20 protein-coding genes, 2 tRNA genes, 3 rRNA genes and 1 pseudogene are annotated in these 25666 nt (G+C 41.4%); 13 read left to right on the top strand and 13 right to left on the bottom strand.

Annotated elements, in window-relative coordinates; all coding sequences use genetic code 11:
- The first annotated feature begins 46 nt into the window (after positions 1-46).
- Positions 47-1333: a lytic murein transglycosylase gene (locus EGS47_RS06985; RefSeq protein ID WP_119686695.1), complete on the top strand. Its 1287-nt coding sequence runs from the start codon at positions 47-49 to the stop codon at positions 1331-1333.
- Positions 1334-1402: 69 nt separating this feature from the next.
- Here EGS47_RS06985 and EGS47_RS06980 read toward each other — a convergent pair whose 3' ends face one another.
- From EGS47_RS06980 to EGS47_RS06960, 5 genes are all read right to left on the bottom strand, one after another.
- A complete protein-coding gene (locus EGS47_RS06980; protein WP_162897706.1) occupies positions 1403-1792 on the bottom strand; it encodes a hypothetical protein in 390 nt (129 codons plus the stop codon).
- Between the two features lie 120 nt (positions 1793-1912).
- Positions 1913-2413, bottom strand: coding sequence for an FUSC family protein (locus EGS47_RS06975; protein ID WP_125269441.1), 501 nt, complete (start codon positions 2411-2413; stop codon positions 1913-1915).
- Positions 2414-2514: 101 nt separating this feature from the next.
- On the bottom strand, positions 2515-4458 hold the full coding sequence (dnaK, locus tag EGS47_RS06970) for a molecular chaperone DnaK (RefSeq protein ID WP_004986251.1): 1944 nt from the start codon (positions 4456-4458) through the stop codon (positions 2515-2517).
- 118 nt (positions 4459-4576) lie between these two features.
- A complete protein-coding gene (gene grpE / locus EGS47_RS06965) occupies positions 4577-5122 on the bottom strand; it encodes a nucleotide exchange factor GrpE (RefSeq protein ID WP_004986252.1) in 546 nt (181 codons plus the stop codon).
- Positions 5123-5280: 158 nt separating this feature from the next.
- Positions 5281-6174 carry a LysR family transcriptional regulator gene (locus EGS47_RS06960; protein WP_010589028.1) on the bottom strand — a complete coding sequence of 298 codons (894 nt, stop codon included), beginning with the start codon at positions 6172-6174 and terminating at the stop codon, positions 5281-5283.
- Positions 6175-6280: 106 nt separating this feature from the next.
- Between EGS47_RS06960 and EGS47_RS06955 the strand changes: the two genes are divergently transcribed.
- The 4 genes and pseudogenes from EGS47_RS06955 to EGS47_RS06940 all read left to right on the top strand — a co-directional run bounded on the left by EGS47_RS06955 (position 6281) and on the right by EGS47_RS06940 (position 8737).
- Entirely contained in the window at positions 6281-7141 is an 861-nt protein-coding gene (locus EGS47_RS06955; RefSeq protein WP_125269440.1) for an MBL fold metallo-hydrolase, read from the top strand.
- A gap of 261 nt (positions 7142-7402) precedes the next feature.
- Positions 7403-7807 (top strand): transposase family protein, encoded by a 405-nt coding sequence (locus EGS47_RS06950; RefSeq protein WP_125269091.1) that lies wholly within the window; start codon positions 7403-7405, stop codon positions 7805-7807.
- Between the two features lie 37 nt (positions 7808-7844).
- Positions 7845-8237 (top strand): annotated as a pseudogene (locus EGS47_RS06945) (transposase family protein); the annotation flags it as partial.
- Between the two features lie 263 nt (positions 8238-8500).
- Positions 8501-8737, top strand: a complete 237-nt coding sequence (locus EGS47_RS06940; protein ID WP_004986255.1) for a hypothetical protein — start codon at positions 8501-8503, stop codon at positions 8735-8737.
- Between the two features lie 320 nt (positions 8738-9057).
- Here EGS47_RS06940 and EGS47_RS06935 read toward each other — a convergent pair whose 3' ends face one another.
- On the bottom strand, positions 9058-9261 hold the full coding sequence (locus EGS47_RS06935) for a hypothetical protein (protein WP_004986256.1): 204 nt from the start codon (positions 9259-9261) through the stop codon (positions 9058-9060).
- 207 nt (positions 9262-9468) lie between these two features.
- Here EGS47_RS06935 and EGS47_RS06930 point away from each other — a divergent pair, with 207 nt between their 5' ends.
- From EGS47_RS06930 to rrf, 7 genes are all read left to right on the top strand, one after another.
- Entirely contained in the window at positions 9469-10539 is a 1071-nt protein-coding gene (locus EGS47_RS06930) for an alpha/beta hydrolase fold domain-containing protein (protein WP_004986257.1), read from the top strand.
- A 154-nt stretch (positions 10540-10693) separates the two neighbouring features.
- Complete coding sequence (locus EGS47_RS06925; protein ID WP_004986258.1) at positions 10694-11260, top strand: peptidylprolyl isomerase A; 567 nt, start codon at positions 10694-10696, stop codon at positions 11258-11260.
- Positions 11261-11692: 432 nt separating this feature from the next.
- A 16S ribosomal RNA gene (locus EGS47_RS06920) occupies positions 11693-13229 on the top strand.
- A gap of 177 nt (positions 13230-13406) precedes the next feature.
- Positions 13407-13483 (top strand) — tRNA-Ile (locus EGS47_RS06915).
- Between the two features lie 55 nt (positions 13484-13538).
- Positions 13539-13614 (top strand) — tRNA-Ala (locus tag EGS47_RS06910).
- A gap of 406 nt (positions 13615-14020) precedes the next feature.
- A 23S ribosomal RNA gene (locus tag EGS47_RS06905) occupies positions 14021-16913 on the top strand.
- Between the two features lie 175 nt (positions 16914-17088).
- Positions 17089-17203: ribosomal RNA gene (rrf, locus tag EGS47_RS06900) — 5S ribosomal RNA — on the top strand.
- Together the 16S, 23S and 5S rRNA genes with 2 tRNA genes alongside form the textbook arrangement of a ribosomal RNA operon.
- A gap of 321 nt (positions 17204-17524) precedes the next feature.
- Here the strand turns inward: rrf and EGS47_RS06895 are convergent.
- Complete coding sequence (locus EGS47_RS06895; protein ID WP_125269439.1) at positions 17525-18337, bottom strand: hypothetical protein; 813 nt, start codon at positions 18335-18337, stop codon at positions 17525-17527.
- A gap of 18 nt (positions 18338-18355) precedes the next feature.
- A complete protein-coding gene (locus EGS47_RS06890) occupies positions 18356-19318 on the bottom strand; it encodes a helix-turn-helix domain-containing protein (protein ID WP_125269438.1) in 963 nt (320 codons plus the stop codon).
- A 183-nt stretch (positions 19319-19501) separates the two neighbouring features.
- On the opposite strand from EGS47_RS06890, the gene EGS47_RS06885 reads away from it, so the two are divergent.
- The gene (locus EGS47_RS06885; RefSeq protein WP_125269437.1) at positions 19502-19813 is read left to right on the top strand and encodes an ankyrin repeat domain-containing protein; all 312 of its coding nucleotides are present in this window, start codon (positions 19502-19504) and stop codon (positions 19811-19813) included.
- 213 nt (positions 19814-20026) lie between these two features.
- On the opposite strand, the gene EGS47_RS06880 is transcribed toward EGS47_RS06885, so the two are convergent.
- The 5 genes from EGS47_RS06880 to ribF form a co-directional block, all read right to left on the bottom strand.
- Positions 20027-20575, bottom strand: coding sequence for an NADPH-dependent FMN reductase (locus EGS47_RS06880; RefSeq protein WP_125269436.1), 549 nt, complete (start codon positions 20573-20575; stop codon positions 20027-20029).
- A 97-nt stretch (positions 20576-20672) separates the two neighbouring features.
- Entirely contained in the window at positions 20673-21155 is a 483-nt protein-coding gene (locus tag EGS47_RS06875; RefSeq protein ID WP_125269435.1) for an FKBP-type peptidyl-prolyl cis-trans isomerase, read from the bottom strand.
- Entirely contained in the window at positions 21148-21687 is a 540-nt protein-coding gene (gene lspA, locus EGS47_RS06870; RefSeq protein ID WP_125269434.1) for a signal peptidase II, read from the bottom strand. Before lspA ends, EGS47_RS06875 begins: the two co-directional genes overlap by 8 nt.
- Positions 21680-24517, bottom strand: a complete 2838-nt coding sequence (gene ileS / locus EGS47_RS06865) for an isoleucine--tRNA ligase (RefSeq protein ID WP_125269433.1) — start codon at positions 24515-24517, stop codon at positions 21680-21682. Before ileS ends, lspA begins: the two co-directional genes overlap by 8 nt.
- A 65-nt stretch (positions 24518-24582) precedes the next feature.
- Positions 24583-25584: a riboflavin biosynthesis protein RibF gene (gene ribF / locus EGS47_RS06860; protein WP_125269432.1), complete on the bottom strand. Its 1002-nt coding sequence runs from the start codon at positions 25582-25584 to the stop codon at positions 24583-24585.
- Between the last annotated feature and the right edge of the window lie 82 nt (positions 25585-25666).

Raw genomic sequence — 25666 nt, 5'->3', positions numbered from 1 at the left:
GCTAAGGTAAAATCAAACTTTGAATTCAAAAATGGTGCTGATAACAATGCGACGTTTGCCTTTCTTTCTTTCTTCCTGTTTTTTTCTAGCGACTCAAGCCCAAGCTGAACTCATTATGAATGGTGCAAGCATTTCTACAACTACAACAACACCCGCAGCGAGCAGTTTTTCACCCCAAAATGATTTTCAGGGTTGTATCGCCAATTTGCGTTCACAAGCGGTTGCTTCAGGTGTCAGTGCAGCCACTTATGATCGCTATACGCAAAATTTAAGTCCAGATTATTCGGTAATTGACAAATTAAATTATCAGCCTGAGTTCTCAACGCCAATTTGGGACTATCTTTCGGGCTTAGTAGATGATGAACGGGTACAGGCAGGTCAACAAAAAATGGCGCAATATCGCGATGTGCTGAATCGTGCTTCGCAGGCCTATGGTGTTCCGCCAGAAACCATTGTTGCGGTTTGGGGTGTGGAAAGTAACTATGGTGATATTTCTGGAAAATATCCGTTATTACAGGCTTTGGGAACATTAAGCTGTGAAGGGCGCCGCCAAAGCTATTTTCGGGGGGAGTTCTTTGCCACGCTACGCATTTTACAGCGCGGTGACTTAAGGGAGGATCAATTGAAAGGCTCATGGGCAGGAGCATTTGGTCATACTCAATTTATGCCGTCCACTTATGAGCGCTTAGCGGTTGATTTTGATGGTGATGGTCGCCGTGATTTGGTCTCTAGTGTGCCAGATGCATTGGCATCTACTGCGAATTTCTTGAAACAAGCAGGTTGGCAAACAGGAATGCCATGGGGCTTTGAAGTCAAAATTCCCGACAGTATGTCAATCAGTGGAGAAGGGCGGCGTAATAAAAAGCCATTGGGTAGTTGGGAACAGCGAGGCGTGACGCGTGTAGATGGTTCGGCACTGGTTCAGGGTAATCTTTCATTGTCTACTCCCGCAGGTCTCATGACACCCGCAGGTGCAAATGGCCCCGCATTTTTAGTGTTTAAAAATTTTGATGCGATTTATAGTTACAATGCAGCCGAAAGCTATGGCTTGGCGATTGCTCATTTATCAGATCGTCTAAAAGGAGCAGGACCATTTGTCAGCTCATGGCCGACGGATGATCCTGGTACATCGCGCGCTGAACGCCGTGAAATTCAGCGTTATTTGGTCAGCCGTGGTTATGATATTGGTGAAGTTGATGGTTTGATTGGAGATAAATCTCGTCAGGCGATTCGTCAGGAACAAACTCGTTTAGGTCTAAATCCAACAGGTCGGGCAGGGCAGCAGATTTTAAAAGCGATTCGTACCCAGCAAGCGGTAAAAATGATGCAGTAGTTTTTTAAAATCTGACTGATGAAAACATAAAAGGTCTACATGTGTAGACCTTTTATGCTTGGAAAAGCTTTATTCGATTGGGGATTGATCCAGTTTGACTGCTTCAAGGATGTCCATAATCACAGTAGTGACATCCTGACTCAGTTCACGATCATTAAAAATTTCATAGGCGGTGATGGTGACATCGGTATCACTTGGCAAGAGTTTTTGTTCTTCTTCGATCAGATGTTCAATCGGTAATAAAGTTTGTTTTACTTCCAGATGTAAAATATCCTTAAATTCGATATTTTCATCTTCGAGTTCAATTTCCTGCTCATTGAAATAGGGCAATAAAATTGAATGGAGATAAGGCTGAATCTCAATGATATCAAGAATTTCAATATCACGTGTTTGCTCAATCGTACTGATTAGATCATTCACTTCAATCAAGATATGATAGTAACTCACGTCGATCTCCATTGCCTGTTCATTAGATTCATCTAGCACCATAACATGAATCTGAATACGATTTCGACTCTAGGTACTCTCTGGTTTTAACAAATTACAAAAATTATCGTCGGATTATTTTTATATTATAGATTATTTATACCCCCATCTACGCACAGCAATATCAACCAGATAAGCAATGAAGCAGCCTGCCGCACAGAATACAATTCGAAATAATGCACCTTCAATGGTTTGATGAGCGACATCATAAATCGTCACGATCAAAAAGCTGGCTAATGCAATTCCACAATATTCAGTATGTCTGACAATAATGCAAATCAGAGTCGTAAGAAAAATTCCAAGAATTAAAAACCAATATTCCAAATTAATATAGGCGACATAATGTGAGGCAGAAAAAATTAAAAACCAAATTAAAATTCCAACTATTGAGCCAATAATATTGCCCGTAATTTGATTAAAATTAACTTTAATATTTTGATCTGCTTGGAGGGTAAAGAAGCTCGTTAACGTTGCCCATAAGAAGAAATTTGAAGTTTTGTCTTTATCAAAAATGATTGAAATTATGCTGATAATAACGGTGCAGGTCAGAATTTTAATAATGTATTGAATTTGAGCTGAACTACTTTTATTCATTTGAGAATTTAAAATGGTCTATTCTTTTTAAAATAATACATCACTTTATTTAAAATGAATAAAAAACCGCGCTTTCACGCGGTTTTTCTTAAAGAGACAAATTACTTTTTGTCATCTTTTACTTCTGTGAACTCAGCATCTACCACGCCATCGTCCGCTTTTTGTTGTTGACCTGCATCACCACCTTGGAAGGCATTTGGATCAAAACCTTCTGCACCGCCAGCACCTTGTGCTTGCTCATAAGCACGTTGCGTGATTGGCATCAAGATGTTTTGTAACGCTTCGGTTTTCGCTTTGATATCATCCACATCGTTTTCTTTAGTGGCTGCTTCAAGCTCAGAAACCGCAGTTGCAATGGCAGTTTTCTCATCTTCAGTGACTTTATCACCCAGATCTTTGACTGCTTTATTTGAGCTAGATACTAAAGCATCCGCTTCATTACGTGCTTTTGCTAACTCTTCAAACTTACGGTCTTCTTCAGCATTGGCTTCAGCATCTTTGATCATGGCATCAATTTCAGCATCAGACAAACCTGAGTTGGCTTTAATCTGGATCGATTGCTCTTTACCCGTGCTCTTATCTTTCGCAGAGACTTTCAAGATACCATCCGCATTGATGTCGAACGATACTTCAATTTGCGGTACACCACGTGGCGCAGGTGGGATATCGCCTAACTGGAAATTACCCAACAATTTATTTTGTTGAGCCATTTTACGTTCACCTTGGTAAACCGAAATGTCCACCGCAGGTTGGTTATCTGCTGCTGTAGAGAACACTTGTGATTTCTTCGCAGGAATCGTGGTGTTTTTCTCAATGATTGGTGTTAATACACCGCCCATTGTTTCGATACCTAAAGTTAATGGCGTTACGTCTAATAAAAGTACGTCAGTTTTGTCACCAGACAATACTGCACCTTGAATCGCCGCACCAATCGCAACTGCTTCATCAGGGTTCACGTCTTTACGTGGCTCTTTGCCGAAGAATTCTTGTACTTTTTGTTGTACAAGTGGCATACGAGACTGACCACCGACCAAGATTACGTCAGAAATTTCAGAAGTTGATAGACCTGCATCTTTCAATGCAATTTTACAAGGCTCAATAGTACGAGCAACCAAATCTGCAACCAAACCTTCAAGTTTTGCACGGGTAACATTGATCACTAAGTGTTTAGGACCAGTTGCATCAGCCGTGATATATGGAAGGTTGATTTCAGTGGCATTCGATGAAGAAAGCTCAATTTTTGCTTTTTCAGCCGCTTCTTTCAAACGTTGTAATGCAAGTGGATCATTTTTCAAGTTCACACTTTGTTCTTTCTTGAATTCTTCAACCAAGTATTCAATTAAGGCATTATCAAAGTCTTCACCACCCAAGAATGTATCACCATTGGTTGATAACACTTCAATTTGCTGATCGCCATCCAGATCTGCGATTTCAATGATTGATACGTCGAATGTACCACCACCCAAGTCGTAAACCGCAACTTTACGGTCGCCTTCTTTTTTGTCCATACCGAACGCAAGTGCCGCAGCCGTTGGTTCGTTGATGATACGTTTAACATCAAGACCTGCAATTTTACCTGCATCTTTAGTTGCTTGACGTTGCGCATCGTTGAAGTATGCAGGAACAGTAATCACGGCTTCAGTAACCGTTTCGCCCAAGTAGTCTTCGGCTGTTTTTTTCATCTTTTTCAAGATTTCAGCAGATACTTGTTGTGGAGCAAGTTTCTTGTCGTTGACTTCAACCCAAGCATCACCATTGTCTGCTTTGATGATTTTGTAAGGGACAAGACCAATATCTTTTTGTACCGCAGCATCATCATAACGACGACCAATCAAACGTTTGATCGCGAATAATGTATTTTTTGGGTTAGTCACAGCTTGACGTTTTGCAGACTGACCCACCAAGATTTCACCATCTTTATACGCGATAATCGATGGAGTGGTACGTGCACCTTCTGCATTTTCGATGACTTTAACTTTATCGCCTTCAAGTACTGCAACACATGAGTTGGTTGTACCTAAGTCAATACCAATAATCTTTGCCATTTGGTGTATTCCTCAAATTTTTTTGCAATGTTTTTGCTTGTTATTCGATATGAGAGTTAATTGTTTTTTTTCAAGGATTTTTATGAAAAAAAATCAAAAAACGCTCAACTTTTATTCATTATTGACCAACCATGACCATTGCTGGGCGTAATAAACGACCAGAAAGGGTATAGCCTTTTTGTAAAACAGTGCCGATCTCACCTGACTTGGCATTTGGATCAATACCCACAGCCTGATGAAGATCTGCATTAAAACCATGCTCAGTATCGACAGCGACAATATCAAACTTCTCTAAAGTGTTTAATAATGATTTTAAAGTGAGCTGCACACCTTCTAATAAAGGGGATGGCTCATTGCCTGCTGCCTGAATCGCGCGTTCCAGATTGTCCACTGAATCAAGCAAGCTTTTAGCAAATTTTTCCAGCGCAAATTTTTTGGCTGTATCTGCTTCGCGTTCAGCACGCTCCTTAACTTTTTCAGCTTCATACATCGCATTGGCTGCACGTGCTTTTTCAAGTTTTAGGCTTTCTTCGAGTTTAGTGATTTGAGCTTGTAAATCTTCAACGCTAAGCTCGTTTGCTTGCTCTACACTTTCAGCTTGAGTTTGTTCAGTTTGTTGCTCATTTTGAATGTCTTGAGCTTGCTCGTTTTGCTCATTAGCCATTGATGATCTCCGTTTAAATGGGTTTTTAAACATGTACAGTCCTTTTGGCATCGGTGTTTAAAACAGCATTATGCTGAACTGCCATGAGTTTTGATTCTTGATGAATGAAGTAAGGTCATCCTTTAAAAATTCAAGCATGCTGTTATATTTAAATCTCTTTAATTTTCTTTATTTAAGTAAAAATCGAGGTGTTCGATTAAAAAAGCAATAAATTGCTGAATGATTCTGGGTAAATGTTGACGAGACACATACACCAACGAGAGCGTCAAATCTGGTGCAGAAAAATCAGCCAACACCTGAATTAATCGCCCGCGAATCAAATCATTTTGCACCAATCGTGTAGGTAACATCGCAATTCCTTGCGCATTGATACACATATCATACAAAGCATTTACGTCATTGCTTTTAAAGGTGCTATTTAACGGATAATTCTGGGGCTGCTGTTCGACATTAAACAACGTCCAGTACTGACTGGCATGTTGATGGGTAATACAGTCATACTGTAAAAGCTGGCTAGGATGTGACAGCTGAGAATGCTGAGCCAAATAATCGGGATGTGCGCAAAAAATTGATTTGATCTCGTGTACGGGGCGCGCAATTAAACCATCAGCCACCTTTTGAGTGATGCGAAGCGCCAAATCCATCTGATGATCAATTAAATCAACAGTATTTTCAGTGAGAATTACTTCAAATTGAATATGGGGGTGTTGTCGTTTAAACGCACGTAGACACGCATTCAACCCCATTTGATATAAAAATAAACCGCAGGTGAGACGGATTGTACCTGTTTGTTGTTCATGCGCAGCCAATTCAAACAGTAACGCCTGCTGCTGTAAAATATTTTCACAATACAGTAAAGCTTTTTCACCCGCAGGGGTCAGCGAGATTTTACGGGTGTTCCGCTGAAATAGGCGTACGGAAAATGTTTGTTCCAAATGATCCAGATAACGTGACACCATGGCTCGAGAATAATTAAGTTGCTCGGCGGCACGGCTCAGGCTGCCTTGTTCTGCAATACGAACAAAGACTTGCATGGCTTTTATAGTATCCATCATGACATCTGATTGTTGCATTATTTGTAATAGTTTATCTTGAATTAGCGGCTTTATCTGATACAAATTGCAATTTAAAGTGCTATTTATTTATCTGGATTTAGTCATGCGCAGTTTAAAAGCACCTATTTTGGCCGCAGTCACCTCAGCTTTATTTTCTCAAATGGTACTGGCTCAACCATTGACCCTCAAAAATTTTTTAGCTCAACCACAACATTTTGGTGTGACTTCGACTTTGATTGAAGGGGAGAAAGAAGTGATCTTGGTGAATGCACAATTTTCCAAATCAGAAGCACTGCGAGTGGCTGCGGATATTCTGGATAGTGGTAAGACTCTAAAAACCATTTTTATCAGTTATGGTGATCCAGACTTTTATTTCGGTCTGGATGTATTTAAGCAATATTTTCCAAATGCCAAAATCATCGCAACGCCAGAAACAGTAAAGCACATTCAAGATACTCAGGTCTTAAAAGTGCAGTATTGGTCTCCTAAAATGGGCGTCAATGCACCTGAGAGCATCATCATTCCACAAGCATTCACTGGCAAAACACTCCAACTGGAAAATGAACAGATCGAGATAAAGGGAAATCATGAATTGACTTATTTATGGATTCCGTCAATCAAAGCCGTGGTAGGGGGGATTCCAGTGTCATCGGGCATTCATTTATGGATGGCGGATACGCCTAGAACCAAAGATCGTGCTGAAGTCATTGGTACACTGCAAGCGATCAAGGCTCTTCAGCCGCAAATAGTCGTACCTGCACATATGCTCGAAAATGCGCCAGAAAATTTAGCTGCCGTGAATTTTTCATTGGACTATTTAAACAATTATGAGAAAGCAGTAAAAACCACAAAAACTGCACAACAACTTTCTCAAACAATGCAACAACAATATCCTGATCTCAAAGAAACAGATACTCTGGATTTGGGTGCAAAGGTAGTTAAAGGTGAAATGAAATGGCCTTAATTTGAGACATAATTTCAAAACGCTGTAAAATTTCATCTCTGCAAAATGGGCTCATTCAAAAAGAATGGGCCTGTATGTACGATAAGTACTGCAAAAAGCCCTCAATTACGATGTAACAATTTATTATGGTTTTAGGTGATTTATATAACGTAAACATCCAGATTTATGATCATTAGACTTCCTTCATAAATCAAAAAACGTACAATTTATTTGATCTTAAATTAATCAGCAAAATTATTTAATTCAAGGGATAATCCTTGGATGAAATTCAAAGATATTCAAAAATTATCAGACGTTAAGTTTCGTAGGCTTACCGGTGTTAGTTGGGCTACATTTAACCTCATGCTGGCCGAGATAAATAAGCAGTTACCCCGTCATATTGGTAAAGGACGACCGCATAAATTACCGTTGGAAGATCGTTTGCTCTTATGTATAGAATATTGGAGAGAATATCGAACATTTTTCCATCTTGGTATGAGTTACGGTGTATCTGAAACGAGTGCAATTCGTATCACACGTGTTATTGAAGATACCTTAATCCGTTCTGGAAAATTTAACTTGCCAAAACAACTTCCTAATCGAGATGAAGTGGATTGGGAAGTTGTTGTGATTGATGCAACTGAAATATTAGTTCAACGTCCAAAAAAAACAGAAGAAATGGTATAGCGGTAAAAAAAAGCGACATACCTTTAAATTTCAGCTATCTATGCACTATACAACAGGTGAAATACTGAGTGTATGTGGAAGTCATGGAAGCATGCATGATTTTAAAATATTTAAAAAAAGCATGAGGAAATTAAAATTTAAGCCCTTTTTTATCGTTGATAAGGGGTATTTAGGGATAAAGAAATTGGGTTTTGGATGCCTCATGCCATCTAAAGCAAAGAAAACTGAAAAACTAGATTCTGAATTAAAAAAGTTAAATAAAGAGATTGGTCGTAGACGAATTCAAGTAGAGCATGTATTTGGAAGGATGAAATGTTTTAAGATTTTATCTTGTGTATATAGAAATCGTCGTAAACGATTAAACCTGCGGTTTAATTTACTTGCTGGCATATACAATTTAGATTGGGTGAAAGATAAACTATTAAATTGATTGAAAAATGATTTATGAAGGAAGTCTATTCTCCTGCAATTTAAAATTAAAAAATAAAAGTTGGATAACAAGTTAGCGCGGCTTTTATGATTTAAAGCTCTGTTTTTAGCAAAATGGCTTTTAGTTAAAAAAAATTGCAGAACATGTACGTCTAACTCTATAAACACCAACCAATGATGTGAGTTTGACCAAAAGAAATTGTGAATCATAGGCAGCGCAAAGTTGGACTTTGCAAATTTTCGTCATAATGAAAGGAAAGAAACATGAAGAAACTTGGTCTATTATCATTGGTATTCGCAGGTGTAGCATTCACAGCAGTAGGCTGTGCTTCGGAAGCTGGCTTAAATGCTTCAGGTTCTACACAAGCGTCTGCAAGCCCAGAAGCAACGGGTGTGCAGGGTGGTGTAGCAGTGCAAGCGGATACTTCAACACAGGCTCAACCTGTACAGGCATCTCCTGAACAACCACAAGTTGCCCCTGAGTCTGCACCGGTTCAATAATATTTTTTGTCTGCGATGCGGTGAATGAAAGTGATCATTGGATGCCACCATAACACTCAGTTTTAGATGAGCTGCTACTCATTTGAAACGTTCAAAGCCGACATTCAGCGAAGATATGACGTACAGATACTTAGGTCGATTGCCTTCAGGCAAGGCTTTAGTCATCAATTATAGTAGCTCCATAGCAAACAGGATGTTTGTTGCAAATGGTCGTACAGTAAATAAGGCAGGATGCTTGAGTACGAACCAAATCAAAGCCTAAATCTCCGTAGATTTAGGCTTTGATTTATTTGAACGACGTTATTTAACGAGTACAGATGTTAAGGGCGATCCGCATATCTCCAACCCCCATTAGCATGATCCCAGCGACCATGATCTCTGTCCCAGTGACCTTTTCTGTTATATCCATCATCATTTCGATCATAGTCATATCGATCACCATGCCGATGATTGTGATCTTCAGGTAAAACTACACATCCAACTGCAAGCAATGCAGTGACAAGTGAGATCAAAATTACTTTCATTTTACTGCTCCTTATTTTTGATCTAACCAATGACAAAACTATCCAATGCCATTTCAGGTTTGAGTCAATGACTTTTATTGTGGTTGCGATTAGCGTAGGAAAAATTAAGGAAATGTAACTTGATTAGGTGTCTTGTATGCGCATATAGTCAAGACACGCTTGAATATGTAGAAAAAATGAATAACAGCAATTTGAAGGGAGAAATCAGTGAATCTATCGCAGCAAAAGCTTCAGGCATTATTAGAAAAAGGGCAGGGACCAGCAGCGCGCGCATTAGACAAACTCCCTGCTTTTGTTCAGGAGTCCATTGTTAAATTACTGGGCTATCCCTATCAGTATCCCCAACTTGATAGTTTCACTAAATGCTTGATGGCGGTGCAGTACAAACAGGGGTATTCGGGTTTTATCGATGAAAATGTTGACCGTTCCCGCCAAATGTTTGAACTGCAAATGCAGGCGATTCGACGCAAACCAACACCATTAGAGTTTGTAGAAGATATTCGTTTACCTTTACAAAGTGGTACGATCTTTGCCAGACATTATCATCCGCATCCAAATAAAAAACTGCCTATGGTGGTGTTTTATCATGGTGGTGGCTTTGTGGTTGGTAATGTCGATACACATGATGAAGCTTGTCGCCTGATTGCTAAATCAGCCAATGTGCAAATATTAAGTATTGAATATCCGCTCGCTCCAGAATTTTCTCCTAAGCATTTAATTCAGTCCTGTGAAGATGCGTTGGCTTGGGTTTATCAAAACCGCCGCTATTTTAAAATTCTAAAAAATCGTATTGCTGTGGCAGGCGATAGCGCAGGCGGCAATATCAGCACCGTGGTGGCTCAACGAACCATTGGTAAGTCTTATGCACCACAAGCTCAATTCTTGATTTATCCAGCGGTAGACTTTAAAAGCCGTCATCCCTCTTTTTATGCCTATAAAGATGGTTTGGTATTGACCGGTCGTGATATCGATTACGTCACAGATTACTACGCAACCCAATATCATATTGAATTAACAGATCCAGTGATTTCACCCACCTATGGAAATTTGAAAAAAATAGCACCCGCATATGTAGTGACGGCTGGTCATGATGTGCTACACGATGAGGGTGAGATTTATAGTCATAAATTGCGTCAGAATGGTGTTAAGGTTCAATATGATGAATATCTGGATCAAACCCACGGTTTTATTAACCTGACACCTGTTTCGCGTAAAGCCAAAGCCAATCTGGTACAAATGAGTAAATCATTTAGAAAGTTTTGGGATAAACACGCCTAATTGAAATCAAGACGATAAATCAAAGATAAAAAGGTGTTTCACGTGGAACATCTTTTTGATAATACAAATAACAATATTATAAAAATAGACCATGAACATACTATGCTAGTCTGGCTAGCAATTTGGTCGCTATAGAGATAGAAAAGGAAAAACCATGTTAAAGAAAGTCGCTTTAATGGCAACGGGGTGTTTAATGAGTATTAGTGTATTTGCAAATACACTCGTTGAAATGAAAACCTCTATGGGCAATATTGAGATTGAGCTTTTTAATGATCAAGCTCCAATTTCTAGCAAAAATTTTGAAACTTATGTAAAAAGCAACTTTTATACAGGGACGATTTTTCATCGCGTTATTCCTGGCTTCATGGTTCAAGGTGGTGGCATGGATGTCAACCTCAAAGAAAAAGCGACTCGACCAGCAATCAAAAATGAAGCAAGTAACGGACTTAAAAATACACGTGGTACTTTAGCAATGGCGCGTACCAGTAACCCAAATTCTGCAACTAGCCAATTCTTCATTAATGTTGCAGATAATAACTTCCTGAATGCTTCTCCAGTAGATGCAGGGTATGCAGTGTTTGGTAAAGTCACAAAGGGCATGGATGTGGTCGATAAAATTGTTAAAGTTCCAACAACGACTATAGGTTCTTATCAAAATGTGCCTAAACAACCGATTAAAATCCTGAGTGTGCAAATCAAGCCACAAAAAAGTGCTAAATAACAAACAATAAAGCAGAAATGTGAAATTAATATTTCTGCTTTATAAATAAATAGTTACATTGGTTTTGATTATAAAATAAACTAGATCGATGCACAAAAATAGAACACTCAATAAAACAATGAGTTAAAGGGGCTTGCTTGTGTAGGGAATTGCCCTATAATGCACTCATCCCGACGCGATACACGATGAAGATCTTGGCTTTTAGGGTTAAGGTTGAGTGGTTTGTATTGAGTTGAATTTCTTACTGACGAGGTAAGGAATAGATCATTAAGAGAATAGAAGAACAACTTGTGTGGATTTTTACTGATTGATTGATCGAAAAATTATCATTGATTGATTGGTTTAAATTACTCGAAGTTTATTTGAGAGAATTTGTCAGTAATTGATGAGCCAGAATTGGCACCTTGTCTTTAATAAGGTGCGAAATGATTTTAACTGAAGAGTTTGATCATGGCTCAGATTGAACGCTGGCGGCAGGCTTAACACATGCAAGTCGAGCGGAGAGAGGTAGCTTGCTACTGATCTTAGCGGCGGACGGGTGAGTAATACTTAGGAATCTGGCTATTAGTGGGGGACAACATTTCGAAAGGGATGCTAATACCGCATACGTCCTACGGGAGAAAGCAGGGGATCTTCGGACCTTGCGCTAATAGATGAGCCTAAGTCGGATTAGCTAGTTGGTGGGGTAAAGGCCTACCAAGGCGACGATCTGTAGCGGGTCTGAGAGGATGATCCGCCACACTGGGACTGAGACACGGCCCAGACTCCTACGGGAGGCAGCAGTGGGGAATATTGGACAATGGGGGGAACCCTGATCCAGCCATGCCGCGTGTGTGAAGAAGGCCTTATGGTTGTAAAGCACTTTAAGCGAGGAGGAGGGTACTGGTATTAATACTACCAGCTACTGGACGTTACTCGCAGAATAAGCACCGGCTAACTCTGTGCCAGCAGCCGCGGTAATACAGAGGGTGCGAGCGTTAATCGGATTTACTGGGCGTAAAGCGTGCGTAGGCGGCTAATTGAGTCGGATGTGAAATCCCCGAGCTTAACTTGGGAATTGCATTCGATACTGGTTAGCTAGAGTGTGGGAGAGGATGGTAGAATTCCAGGTGTAGCGGTGAAATGCGTAGAGATCTGGAGGAATACCGATGGCGAAGGCAGCCATCTGGCCTAACACTGACGCTGAGGTACGAAAGCATGGGGAGCAAACAGGATTAGATACCCTGGTAGTCCATGCCGTAAACGATGTCTACTAGCCGTTGGTCTCTTTGAGGGATTAGTGGCGCAGCTAACGCGATAAGTAGACCGCCTGGGGAGTACGGTCGCAAGACTAAAACTCAAATGAATTGACGGGGGCCCGCACAAGCGGTGGAGCATGTGGTTTAATTCGATGCAACGCGAAGAACCTTACCTGGTCTTGACATAGTAAGAACTTTCCAGAGATGGATTGGTGCCTTCGGGAGCTTACATACAGGTGCTGCATGGCTGTCGTCAGCTCGTGTCGTGAGATGTTGGGTTAAGTCCCGCAACGAGCGCAACCCTTTTCCTTATTTGCCAGCACTTTGGGTGGGAACTTTAAGGATACTGCCAGTGACAAACTGGAGGAAGGCGGGGACGACGTCAAGTCATCATGGCCCTTACGACCAGGGCTACACACGTGCTACAATGGTCGGTACAAAGGGTTGCTACCTAGCGATAGGATGCTAATCTCAAAAAGCCGATCGTAGTCCGGATTGGAGTCTGCAACTCGACTCCATGAAGTCGGAATCGCTAGTAATCGCGGATCAGAATGCCGCGGTGAATACGTTCCCGGGCCTTGTACACACCGCCCGTCACACCATGGGAGTTTGTTGCACCAGAAGTGGATAGTCTAACTGCAAAGAGGACGTTCACCACGGTGTGGCCGATGACTGGGGTGAAGTCGTAACAAGGTAGCCGTAGGGGAACCTGCGGCTGGATCACCTCCTTAACGAAAAGATTGGTTGATTGGTAAGAATCCACAACAAGTTGTTCTTCTGGTATCTGAATGAAAGATAGAAAAGGAACGAGTTTTCTCTTTTAATTTCAGAGATAAGTCATGCACTACGCGCTGCGCTTGTCTTGCGAAATAAAAAAAGAGATTATTAATCTCTTTTTTTATTTCTCAGGGTCTGTAGCTCAGTTGGTTAGAGCACACGCTTGATAAGCGTGGGGTCACAAGTTCAAGTCTTGTCAGACCCACCATTCTGACGAATAGATTAATGAGTACAGAGTTAAAGATACTTAAATGATATAAGCTGGGGACTTAGCTTAGTTGGTAGAGCGCCTGCTTTGCACGCAGGAGGTCAGGAGTTCGACTCTCCTAGTCTCCACCAAATTTCAAGAACAGAAAAGCGCAGCTTTTCCTTGAAATTTAAGCAAACAGCTATGCTGTGCGCAGGCACACATAGGATGGAGCTTGAAGCTAAGATAATTATAGAGCTTAGTAAATATAATGATTTATTAAGCTCTGTGATTAATCACAGTTTAATGTAGCTGACGAGGTTACATTAATTCATTAACAGATTGAGAATTGAGTCTGAAATAAATTGTTCACTCAATAACAAAGAGAGAAGAAGTAATTCTGATCTCAGAGTTAATTGAGAACTAGCAAATTAACTGAATCAAGCGTTTTGGTATATGAATTTAGATTGAAGCTGTACAGTGCTTAAGTGCACAGTACTTCAAACTGTAATGTTGGTAATACTACTTGTAGGTATTAACGACTGTTTGGGGTTGTATAGTCAAGTAATTAAGTGCATGTGGTGGATGCCTTGGCAGTCAGAGGCGAAGAAAGACGTGATAGCCTGCGAAAAGCTCCGGGGAGGCGGCAAATATCCATTGATCCGGAGATATCTGAATGGGGGAACCCACCTACTATAAGGTAGGTATCAATAGCTGAATACATAGGTTATTGAAGCGAACGAGGGGAAGTGAAACATCTCAGTACCCTTAGGAAAAGAAATCAATTGAGATTCCCTTAGTAGCGGCGAGCGAACGGGGATCAGCCCATTAAGTGATGTGTGTTTTAGCGGAACGCTCTGGGAAGTGCGACCGTAGAGGGTGATAGTCCCGTACACGAAAGGGCACACATCATGATGACGAGTAGGGCGAGGCACGTGAAACCTTGTCTGAATATGGGGGGACCATCCTCCAAGGCTAAATACTCCTGACTGACCGATAGTGAACCAGTACCGTGAGGGAAAGGCGAAAAGAACCCCTGTGAGGGGAGTGAAATAGATCCTGAAACCGCATGCATACAAGCAGTGGGAGCCGACTTGTTCGGTGACTGCGTACCTTTTGTATAATGGGTCAGCGACTTACATTCAGTAGCAAGGTTAACCGCATAGGGGAGCCGTAGAGAAATCGAGTCTTAATAGGGCGTATAGTTGCTGGGTGTAGACCCGAAACCAGGCGATCTATCCATGAGCAGGTTGAAGGTTGGGTAACACTAACTGGAGGACCGAACCCACTGTCGTTGAAAAGCCAGGGGATGACTTGTGGATAGGGGTGAAAGGCTAATCAAGCCTGGTGATAGCTGGTTCTCCCCGAAAGCTATTTAGGTAGCGCCTCGGACGAATACCATAGGGGGTAGAGCACTGTTTCGGCTAGGGGGTCATCCCGACTTACCAAACCGATGCAAACTCCGAATACCTATGAGTACTATCCGGGAGACAGACTGCGGGTGCTAACGTCCGTAGTCAAGAGGAAAACAATCCAGACCGCCAGCTAAGGCCCCAAAATCATAGTTAAGTGGGAAACGATGTGGGAAGGCATAGACAGCTAGGAGGTTGGCTTAGAAGCAGCCACCCTTTAAAGAAAGCGTAATAGCTCACTAGTCGAGTCGGCCTGCGCGGAAGATGTAACGGGGCTAAAACTATGTGCCGAAGCTGCGGATGTAACTTTAAGTTACGTGGTAGGGGAGCGTTCTGTAAGCCGATGAAGGTGTATTGAGAAGTATGCTGGAGGTATCAGAAGTGCGAATGCTGACGTGAGTAACGACAAAACGGGTGAAAAACCCGTTCGCCGAAAGACCAAGGGTTCCAGTCCAACGTTAATCGGGGCTGGGTGAGTCGACCCCTAAGGCGAGGCCGAAAGGCGTAGTCGATGGGAAATGGGTTAATATTCCCATACTTCTGTGTAATGCGATGAGAGGACGGAGAAGGTTAAGTCAGCCTGGCGTTGGTAGTCCAGGTGGAAGACAGTAGGCATGCATCTTAGGCAAATCCGGGGTGCTCTATGCTGAGAGTCGATATCAAGCTGTACTTGTACAGTGAAGTGGCTGATACCATACTTCCAAGAAAAGTCTCTAAGCTACAGTTACACAGGAATCGTACCCGAAACCGACACAGGTGGTCAGGTCGAGTAGACCAAGGCGCTTGAGAGAACTCTGCTGAAGGAACTAGGCAAAATGGTACCGTAACTTCGGGAGAAGGTACGCTGCTGAGGGTGATGGGACTTGCTCCCTGAGCGCTTGGCAGCCGCAGAAACCAGGCCGCTGCAACTGTTTATTAAAAACATAGCACTCTGCAAACACGAAAGTGGACGTATAGGGTGTGATGCCTGCCCGGTGCTGGAAGGTTAATTGATGGGGTTAGCGTAAGCGAAGCTCTTGATCGAAGCCCCAGTAAACGGCGGCCGTAACTATAACGGTCCTAAGGTAGCGAAATTCCTTGTCGGGTAAGTTCCGACCTGCACGAATGGCATAATGATGGCGGCGCTGTCTCCAGCAGAGGCTCAGTGAAATCGAAATCGCTGTGAAGATGCAGTGTACCCGCGGCTAGACGGAAAGACCCCGTGAACCTTTACTGCAGCTTGACATTGAACTTTGACCTTACTTGTGTAGGATAGGTGGGAGGCTATGAAGATGTGACGCCAGTTGCATTGGAGCCATCCTTGAAATACCACCCTGGTAATGTTGAGGTTCTAACTCTGCCCCGTAATCCGGGGCGAGGACCATGTCTGGTGGGTAGTTTGACTGGGGCGGTCTCCTCCTAAAGAGTAACGGAGGAGTACGAAGGTGCGCTCAGCGTGGTCGGAAATCACGCGTAGAGTATAAAGGCAAAAGCGCGCTTAACTGCGAGACCCACAAGTCGAGCAGGTACGAAAGTAGGTCTTAGTGATCCGGTGGTTCTGTATGGAAGGGCCATCGCTCAACGGATAAAAGGTACTCTGGGGATAACAGGCTGATACCGCCCAAGAGTTCATATCGACGGCGGTGTTTGGCACCTCGATGTCGGCTCATCTCATCCTGGGGCTGAAGCAGGTCCCAAGGGTATGGCTGTTCGCCATTTAAAGAGGTACGCGAGCTGGGTTTAGAACGTCGTGAGACAGTTCGGTCCCTATCTACCGTGGGCGCTGGAAATTTGAGAGGATCTGCTCCTAGTACGAGAGGACCAGAGTGGACGAACCTCTGGTGTACCGGTTGTGACGCCAGTCGCATCGCCGGGTAGCTATGTTCGGAAGGGATAACCGCTGAAAGCATCTAAGCGGGAAGCCTACCTCAAGATAAGATTTCCCTGTGACTATATGTCACCTAAAGAGCCGTTCAAGACTAGGACGTTGATAGGTTGGATGTGGAAGCATAGTGATATGTGAAGCTGACCAATACTAATTGCTCGTGAGGCTTGACTATACAACACCCAAACAGTTGTTGTATTCAAGATAAATTCGATACGAAAACTTGATTTAGTCAATAAACTAGTTACAATACCGACTCAATTTCCAATCCGTTAATAACTCTTTGGTTCGTAAGTAAGGCATACATTATTAAGTAATGTGAATAAGACCCCAAAGCACCACAACAGTTTGCTGGCGACAATAGCAAGAGTGAACCACCTGATCCCTTCCCGAACTCAGAAGTGAAACCTCTTCGCGCTGATGGTAGTGTGGCGTTAGCCATGTGAGAGTAAGTCATCGCCAGCTTTTAAATCTAAGACACCCCCTCCGCTTATGCAGAGGGGGTGTTTTTTTTATAAAGAGAATAGATGCAATATATAGAAAATCAAAGAAACTAACTGGTTGTTAATTCCTGAACGATAGCTTCGTTAAAGTATGGAATATCATCGGGATATAGAAAATAATACAAGTTACATAGATTAGATTCTTTTAAATCTAGCTTGCCCTAATTAATGAAAATATTATTTAAAAAGTTAAATACAGAACCGAAGAATTAAGGTGAATTTTCAATAAATCTGTTGATAACTAAATTCTGATTTAGTGCAGTTATTTAAGTCCTGAATTCTATTATTTAGGTAATCTTGAACTATATTTTAATTTTAAATCATTTTTCCATATATCGAGTAAATGGAATTTATTAATATGATGTTTGTAAGCATTTATGGGTTTCTTTTTGCATATAGGTTTTTTCCATACACTAAATTCTATACGCCCATTTTGTCTAATATCCGCATAAACAATCCAATTCTCATACTCATCTATCCATGAAATTGTATTTTTTTCTTTATGTTCAGTGAAACCTAAATGATTTAAGCGTTCCATAGCCCATGTAAGTTGTTGTGAATTTCTAGTTTCATGCCACAGAGACTCATCAATAAGATGCCCCTCATCATAAGGTGAGATTTTATATAACATTTCAACTTGCTTTCTCTGTTTTAGTTTTTCATCTTTATCTATCCATTCTTGCTTTTCGATTTCTGCAAATTGCTCATGCCAATAATTTAGTGCCAACTTGTAAGCTGTCCCTGTGACAACACATTGATGTGTGCGCCCATAACCAACTAAATGTCGGCGTAAACCTTCTGGAAAAGTAAAGCCTGATTCACCATACCATGAAGAGCTTTCTTGTTTGCATAAAGGGCAATAAGCTCTTGGACTATATGAATCTTTGTACTTTTCAATGGGTTGAGTAAGATCTAGAATTTCTTGAATTGCTTCATTAAGCCATTGATACCTTTCTTGTTTAGTCGGTAAATAATAACTGGTTAGTATTTTATGATAGGGTTCTGCGATCAGACTTAAAAGGCTATAACGTGTTAAATAAAGCTCATCTTTTAATTTTTGAATTGTTTTTTCTATTTCAGATTGATCTTGTTTCATAATTTTATACCTTACTGTTCAATTGCCAAGCTTAAAATCTGATGGATCCAATTTAAATTCATCGTAAATTTCTAACTTTTTCATAATAATTGGTAAAATCTGATGTATTGTGCGCATTCCGATTAATAGTTCATTCATATAAATATCAGGATGGATGCGTCTTTCATTGACTCCTAGACTTTCTGCTTCAGCTTCATAACTAATCTCTTCTTGAGAATCATAAATAAGATTTAATAGTTCTGCTCTAAGCGGAATATTTGCACGAAAGGCATTGTCTTTAACAATATTGAGCCATTTCTTATAGTTTTCTAAAGTTTCATATCTAAAGTCATTAAAATTAGGAGCTATTTCTGCTGAAATATCAATTTTACATGCGGCTAATTCCATTAAACAAAGTTCGATATTGACTGCATCTGTCTCAAATAAATCTAAACTTTCATCATCAATAATTTCTGCGATATAAGCAGCATAAAAACCGTAAACATCATTTAGAGCTAAAAATATATTCCAAATTAAATGAGAAATAGGATGGTTTTCTATATTTTCCATGAATATTTCATATGCTTCCTCATCTGAATTTTCATAGTCAATATCTAGTTCTACTGGGAAAGAGAAAGGATGAGTAAGTCCTATCTGTTTCAGTGTATGAAATGTATGCCAACTTAAAAGTTGTAATTCATCTTGTAAAGGCGCTGTATCATAACCAGTTTCAGCAGCACCATAGGCCAGATTCGCTAAGACATGGATAAGATGATCCCATTTTTTTGCATTATCTAAGGAGCCAGCCATAAGAATAAATTCTGGGTGTAAATCATCAATATTTAATAAAATTTTAAACTTCTCCTGCATTTCAAAAGAAATGTATTCTCCTTTTTTCCATTTGCTTATTTGGGTGGGTGATACTCCCAAATGATGAGCAAGCTCTTTTTGTGTACATGAGAGATGTTTGATTGCTAATTGAATCAGTGCTTGGCTGTCCATAAGCTGTCCTTATTTTAAAATTTACTAAAAATAATAGTATATTTACTAAATTTTAAAATCAACAAAATTGTTTAGGGGAAATTAGAGAAAATAGATTCGCTTTATATAGAGCCTAATAACGTTAAAGAAATAGCAAAATTATATGAAAAAGTTTATCTTAATTAAAAAAGATAGGTCTCTGTCATGAAACTCAACTCTTTCTCCCAACTCCCTGAAGATGATGAAGAGCTACATCTTCCTGAGCTTGTATACTGGGCATCTCTCGGTGATGTGGAACAAATCGAACAATTATTGGCAAAAGGAACTGATCCCAATCAGACTGATGATGACGGCTATAGTGCACTACAGGCAGCCGCTGAGAATGACAGTTTAGCCGTAGTGAAGTTACTCGTGGGCAAAGGTGCAAATGTCGCATATAAAAGCGAATATACTGCGCTACAGCTTGCTGAAATGGCAAAAAATACCGATGTGGTTGAATATCTAAGAAGTCTGTAAATCTTATATAAGTAATAGATAAAAAGAAGCCCCATCATCCTGACAGGGCTTCTTTATATTCCGTTTATAGTGCCACAAATATCCTATCTATGACCGCATCCTATGCATCTAATTATTTTCAATGAGACTTCCTGTCTCTGTATGTTTTTTAGAATAGATTAAATCTATTGATACACCAATTCGTCAATAACGACGATATATGTAAGTTTTAGCTTACACAGAATTTTTTTGGTATTTTTTGAGTTTCTTTACCAAATCGGTTAATGCTTTTTCTTCAAATTCATTGGCTTCAAAGGTTTCATCTTTATTACGTTTGAAGATATCTCGAATTTCAATCACAGCATTCGGATCGATCATATTTAAACTTGAGGTGACTTGGCGAATTTGTCCAACTGAATTTGAACCATAGGTCACCCCGTAGCTAATAAATGAGGCTGGTTTTCCACTCCATTCTTTACCCAAATAATCCAATGCATTTTTAAGCGCAGGGCTATAACCGTGATTGTATTCAGGGCTAATAAAAATAAAGGCATCTGCCTGCGCAATTTTATCTGCCCACTCTTGTTGTTTGGGTTGGTCGTAAATACCCGTAGCAGGTGGATGGCTGCCTGCGAAAAGTGGTAAATCCCATTGTTTTAAATCAATAATTTCAACTTGGAGATCTGTATTTGGTTGACTCGAAAGACTGTGGTTTACCCAATTTGCAACTTTGATCGCAGTACGTCCCTCACGGATACTTCCAACAATAATATAAATGTGCATGTGATGATCCTGTATTTTATTGATATGCTATTTTGGTTTAGACCATCTTATACTGTTTTTTAAGCGTAAAAAAAGCTCTCGGATGAGAGCTTTTGTATTACATTAATTTCACGCCTTGCTGACCAGCAGGGGTGACTTTAAAGATTTCAACTTCAAAGCTAATATTTTTTCCTGCAAGCGGATGATTAAAATCCACTTCAGTAATATCATCATTGACTGATGCCACGACACCAAACAAGGTGGCTTTAGCCTTATCTTCAAATTCAATCATATGACCAACAATCGGACGTTGTTCAAATTTAACCGTATCAAATTTTTGAACATTTTCAGGGTTCCACGGACTAAAAGCATCTTCTGGTGGCAAATGCACGGTACGACGGTCGCCTGCGCGTAAACCAAATAAAGCTTTTTCAAAACCCGGTAATAAATTACCATCACCAATGGTTAAGCTGACTGGTTGTTCGCGACTACGCGTGTTATCAATCTCGACGCCATTTTCCAGCGCTACAGAAAAATGTAACTCGACCTGAGCGCCTTCTTGAATACGAATTTCTTCATTTGGTTGAATAATTTCAGTCATGTTTCACTTCTGCACGTTGGATACGTTTCTTTTCAAGAAAAAAAGTATCAATTAACAAGAGGATGGTTCCTAGCGTAATGGCACTGTCGGCAATATTGAATGCAGGAAAATGGTGGTCTTTATAGTAGACATGAATAAAATCGACCACATAACCCAAGGTCATACGATCAATTAAATTGCCTAAAGCACCGCCTAGAATCAGAGCAATGGCCGCAGGCAAGATAATGTTGTGTTTAGGCATACGCATCAGCCAAAACACAAAAATAATCGAGACAATACCTGCTAGCCCTGTAAATAAATAGTGCTGCCAACCGCCTGCATCCGAGAGAAAACTGAATGCTGCACCATAGTTATGCAGCAGCGTCCAGTTTAAAAATGGTAATACAGGCACAGGATCAGCATAAGTCAGATGTGTACTGGCGATCCACTTTGTCCATTGATCTATGATGATGGCAAGGACAGAAAGTCCGAGCCAGATCAGGTTGTGCGGATAAAACTGGAATAAGCCTTGTTTTGCTTGAGCCTTAGGCATATTTTCTCACTTCGCCACGACCTGCGACGTTTACGATACAACGACCACATAAACCCGGATGATCAGTATGGGTATTCACATCGGGCAATACATGCCAGCAACGCACACATTTTTCACCTTCTGCTGCCGAAATTTGCACGCGTAAGCCATCCATCTCGGTTGCTTCACCTTGTTCAGCAAATGGATAAACATTGACTTGAGACGTAATCAGAACAAAACGTAATTCGTCACCTAATTGGTTCAATACTGTTTGCAGTTCATCTTTGGCCCAAATCTCAACTTTGGCAGACAAATTACTACCGACCAGTTTGGCATTACGTGCCGCTTCAATCTGCTTGTTGACGGCAGATTTAACTTGAATCAAGGTTTGCCAATCGGCTTCAGAAATCAGATTTGCTGTGGATGCCACAGGCAAATCATACCATTCAGCCATAAACACATATTGTTCGGTTTGCTCTGGAATCAATGGCCATGCTTCTTGTGCAGTAAAGCTCAAGATCGGTGCCATCCAGCGAACAAAGGCTTGAACTAAGTGATACAGCGCAGTTTGTGCAGAATGACGCGCCTGTGAATCCGCTTTGGTGGTGTACTGACGATCTTTAATGATATCGAGATAAAAACCACCCAAGTCATTGATACAGAAATTGGTCAAAGCGCTACATACGATATGGAAGTTCATATCTTCATAGGCTTGTTGAATCGTTTTTTGAACCTCAACAGCACGTTGCAGGATGTATTGATCCAATGCAATCAGTTGATCAACTGGCAGGGCATCGGTTGATGGTTTAAAGCCATTGAGGTTGGCCAACAAGAAACGCAAGGTATTACGGATACGACGATAACCGTCTGATGCACGACTGAAAATTTCTTTACCCGCAGTCATTTCATAACGATAGTCGCTCGAAGCAATCCAGAAACGAAGACCATCGGCACCCATGTCTTTGATGATGTCTTGTGGCGTGATGATATTGCCCAAAGACTTCGACATTTTGCGACCTTTTTCATCGACCACGAAACCGTGTGTGAGTAGACCTTTATATGGCGCGCGTTCGTTGATGGCAATCGAAGTCAATAAAGATGACTGGAACCAGCCACGATGTTGATCTGACCCTTCTAAATACAAATCGGCAGGATCGGTGAGTTCTTCGCGCTGACGTAGTACCGCATAGTGGGTCGTACCCGAATCGAACCAGACATCGAGCGTATCACGTACCGCATTGTACTGTTCGGCATCTGCACCGATAAAGTCTTTGGCTTCACGATTGAACCAAGCATCAATGCCTTCTTTCTCAATCAACTCCGCTACTTCTTCGATCAGTTCAGCCGTACGTGGATGCAGTTCATGCGTATCTTTATGCACAAAGAACGGAATTGGAACACCCCAAGTTCGTTGACGTGAGATACACCAGTCTGGACGACCTTCGATCATCGACTCAATTCGGTTTTTACCCCAGTCAGGCACGAAGCTGATGTCATTTTCAATCGCATTTAAGGCACATTCACGTAAACCCTTGGCATCCATGCTGATAAACCATTGCGGTGTGGCACGGAAGATAATTGGGGTTTTGTGACGCCAACAATGTGGATAGCTGTGTACGATCGGTTGATGCGCCCATAAACGGCCTACAGCGCCTAATGCTTCAATAATTTGCGGATTGGCTTTATAGATATGTTCGCCTGAAAAAATGGGCGCAGTCGGTAAATACACGCCATTGCCACCGACAGGATTATCCACTTTTAGGTTATAGATCAGACCCACTTTATAGTCGTCTGCACCATGACCCGGCGCGGTATGTACAGCACCCGTACCACTGGTCGCAATGACGTGTTCACCTAAAATCACAGGCACTTGACGATCAGCCAACAGGGGATGCTGTAAGCTCAGATGCTCAAGCACGGCACCTTTGAAATCTGCCAAAACAACAGGATTTTCTAGTTTATAACGGGCAATCGCAGATTCAACCAAGTCTTTGGCTAAGATAAAGTTCTGAGTACCGCGGTCACTCTGTACCTGTACCAATTGATAGTCAATTTCGGCATGTAATGCAACCGCTTGGTTGGCAGGTAATGTCCATGGCGTCGTCGTCCAGATCACGATATCGGTTGGTGCAGTCACCTCTACATTCAAGCGTTGACCAAGATCATTTAGATCAACCACACCAAAACCGACATCAATTGCATCGGACTTTTTATCTTCATATTCAACTTCGGCTTCTGCCAGTGCCGAACCACAATCGATACACCAATTGACAGGTTTTAAGCCGGGCTCGATATGACCTGCTTTTTGAATTTCACCTAGAGCACGGACGATATCCGCTTCTTGTTTAAAATTCATAGTCAGGTACGGATCTTGCCAATCCCCAAACACACCCATACGGATAAAGTCTTTGCGCTGTAAATCGACCTGACTCATGGCGTATTCACGGCAAGCTTTACGGAAAGTTGAAGCATCGACCTTTACACCAACCTTACCGACTTTTTCTTCGACTTTGAGTTCGATGGGTAAACCGTGACAGTCCCAACCCGGTACATAAGGCGAATCAAAACCATCCATCACACGGCTTTTAACAATAATGTCCTTTAAGACTTTATTGACCGCATGACCCAAGTGGATCTGACCATTAGCGTAAGGAGGGCCATCATGTAAAACATATTTTTTCTTGCCAATACGCGCTGCACGAATCTTCTGATAAATGTTGTCGGCATACCACTCTTCTAACCATTTGACTTCGCGCACAGCCAGATTGGCTTTCATGGCAAATTCGGTGCCCGGCAGGTTGAGTGTGGCTTTATAATCCACGGCATTTTCAGGAGTTTGCTTATCGCTCATGCAAGTTGTCTTCCAGTTCGATCAGCGTTAAAGCTGACGTGTTTTAGCATCAAAAAAATTCAAGATTAAAAAGGGAATTGTGGGTGTTGCTCTCGAAATTCAAGTAAATCTTCCACATCTTGGTCAATTCCAGCTTTCAGCGCGTCCAGCGATGGATAGTTTCGTTCACCATGTAAAAAGTTTAGAAACGTCACTCGCATTAACAGGCCATACAGATTAGCAGAAACTTGCGGGAAATGTACTTCCAATCGCCATTCGGGATGTTCCTGTTGAATCGCAGGGCGTGTTCCGACATGACCTGCACCAAATAAACTGTCGAGATGATAGCCCTCAATGCCTTTTTGTGTAGGATCATCACTTTGCACTTTATCGCGTAGAGACCTGGTTTCACAGACCACATCTACCCCATAAATACCGCTTAAACACGGTTTATGCCGATTTAAACGCACATTAATGGTCGGGAAGTTAATAGTGCGACCAATCTGATCGCCATATTGCACTCGACCTATAATGCTGTAAGGACGACCCAACAGCTGTGCTGCCAGAGCTAAATTACCTTCGGCCAAAACCTGACGAATACGAGTAGAACTCACCCGTTCTCCATGGTATTCAATGGTGTCTAAATTGGTGACTTGAAAGCCATAATCACGTAAAAACGCGCTATTGCCCTGACGGTTTTTACCAAAATGAAAATCATCGCCCAAAATCAGTTGCTGTGCATTGAGTTTAAAATGTAGTAAATCTGCAAATTGTTGTGCGCTTAGACCGCGAAATTGTTCATCAAATTTGGCAATAGCAATATAGTCCACGCCTAATTCAGTCAAATATTCGACTTTTTCTCGAAGCGAACTAATCCGTGGTGGCGCGTCAAAGCCTTTAAAATATTCAAGGGGTTGGGGCTCAAAGACCATCACCAGCGTTTTTAAGCCGTTTGATTGTGCAATTTTTTTGAGTTGCGCGATCATCGCCTGATGCCCCAAATGGACACCGTCAAAGTTGCCAATCGTCACCGCAGTCGCAGGCAACTTAAAATTTGGCGATAAGGCATTCAGGCGGAGCAGTTTCATGGATGTCAATGAAGCTAATTTTTGAAAGTCCTCTATATTGCCATAAACTGAGGGCTTGGTGCTATTGTTGCGTTTTTATGCA

The sequence above is a fragment of the Acinetobacter sp. FDAARGOS_515 genome, from assembly GCF_003938865.1.
In the GTDB taxonomy this organism is placed as follows: Bacteria; Pseudomonadota; Gammaproteobacteria; order Pseudomonadales; family Moraxellaceae; genus Acinetobacter; species Acinetobacter ursingii.
This window is presented reverse-complemented; position numbering and strand designations above follow the sequence as displayed.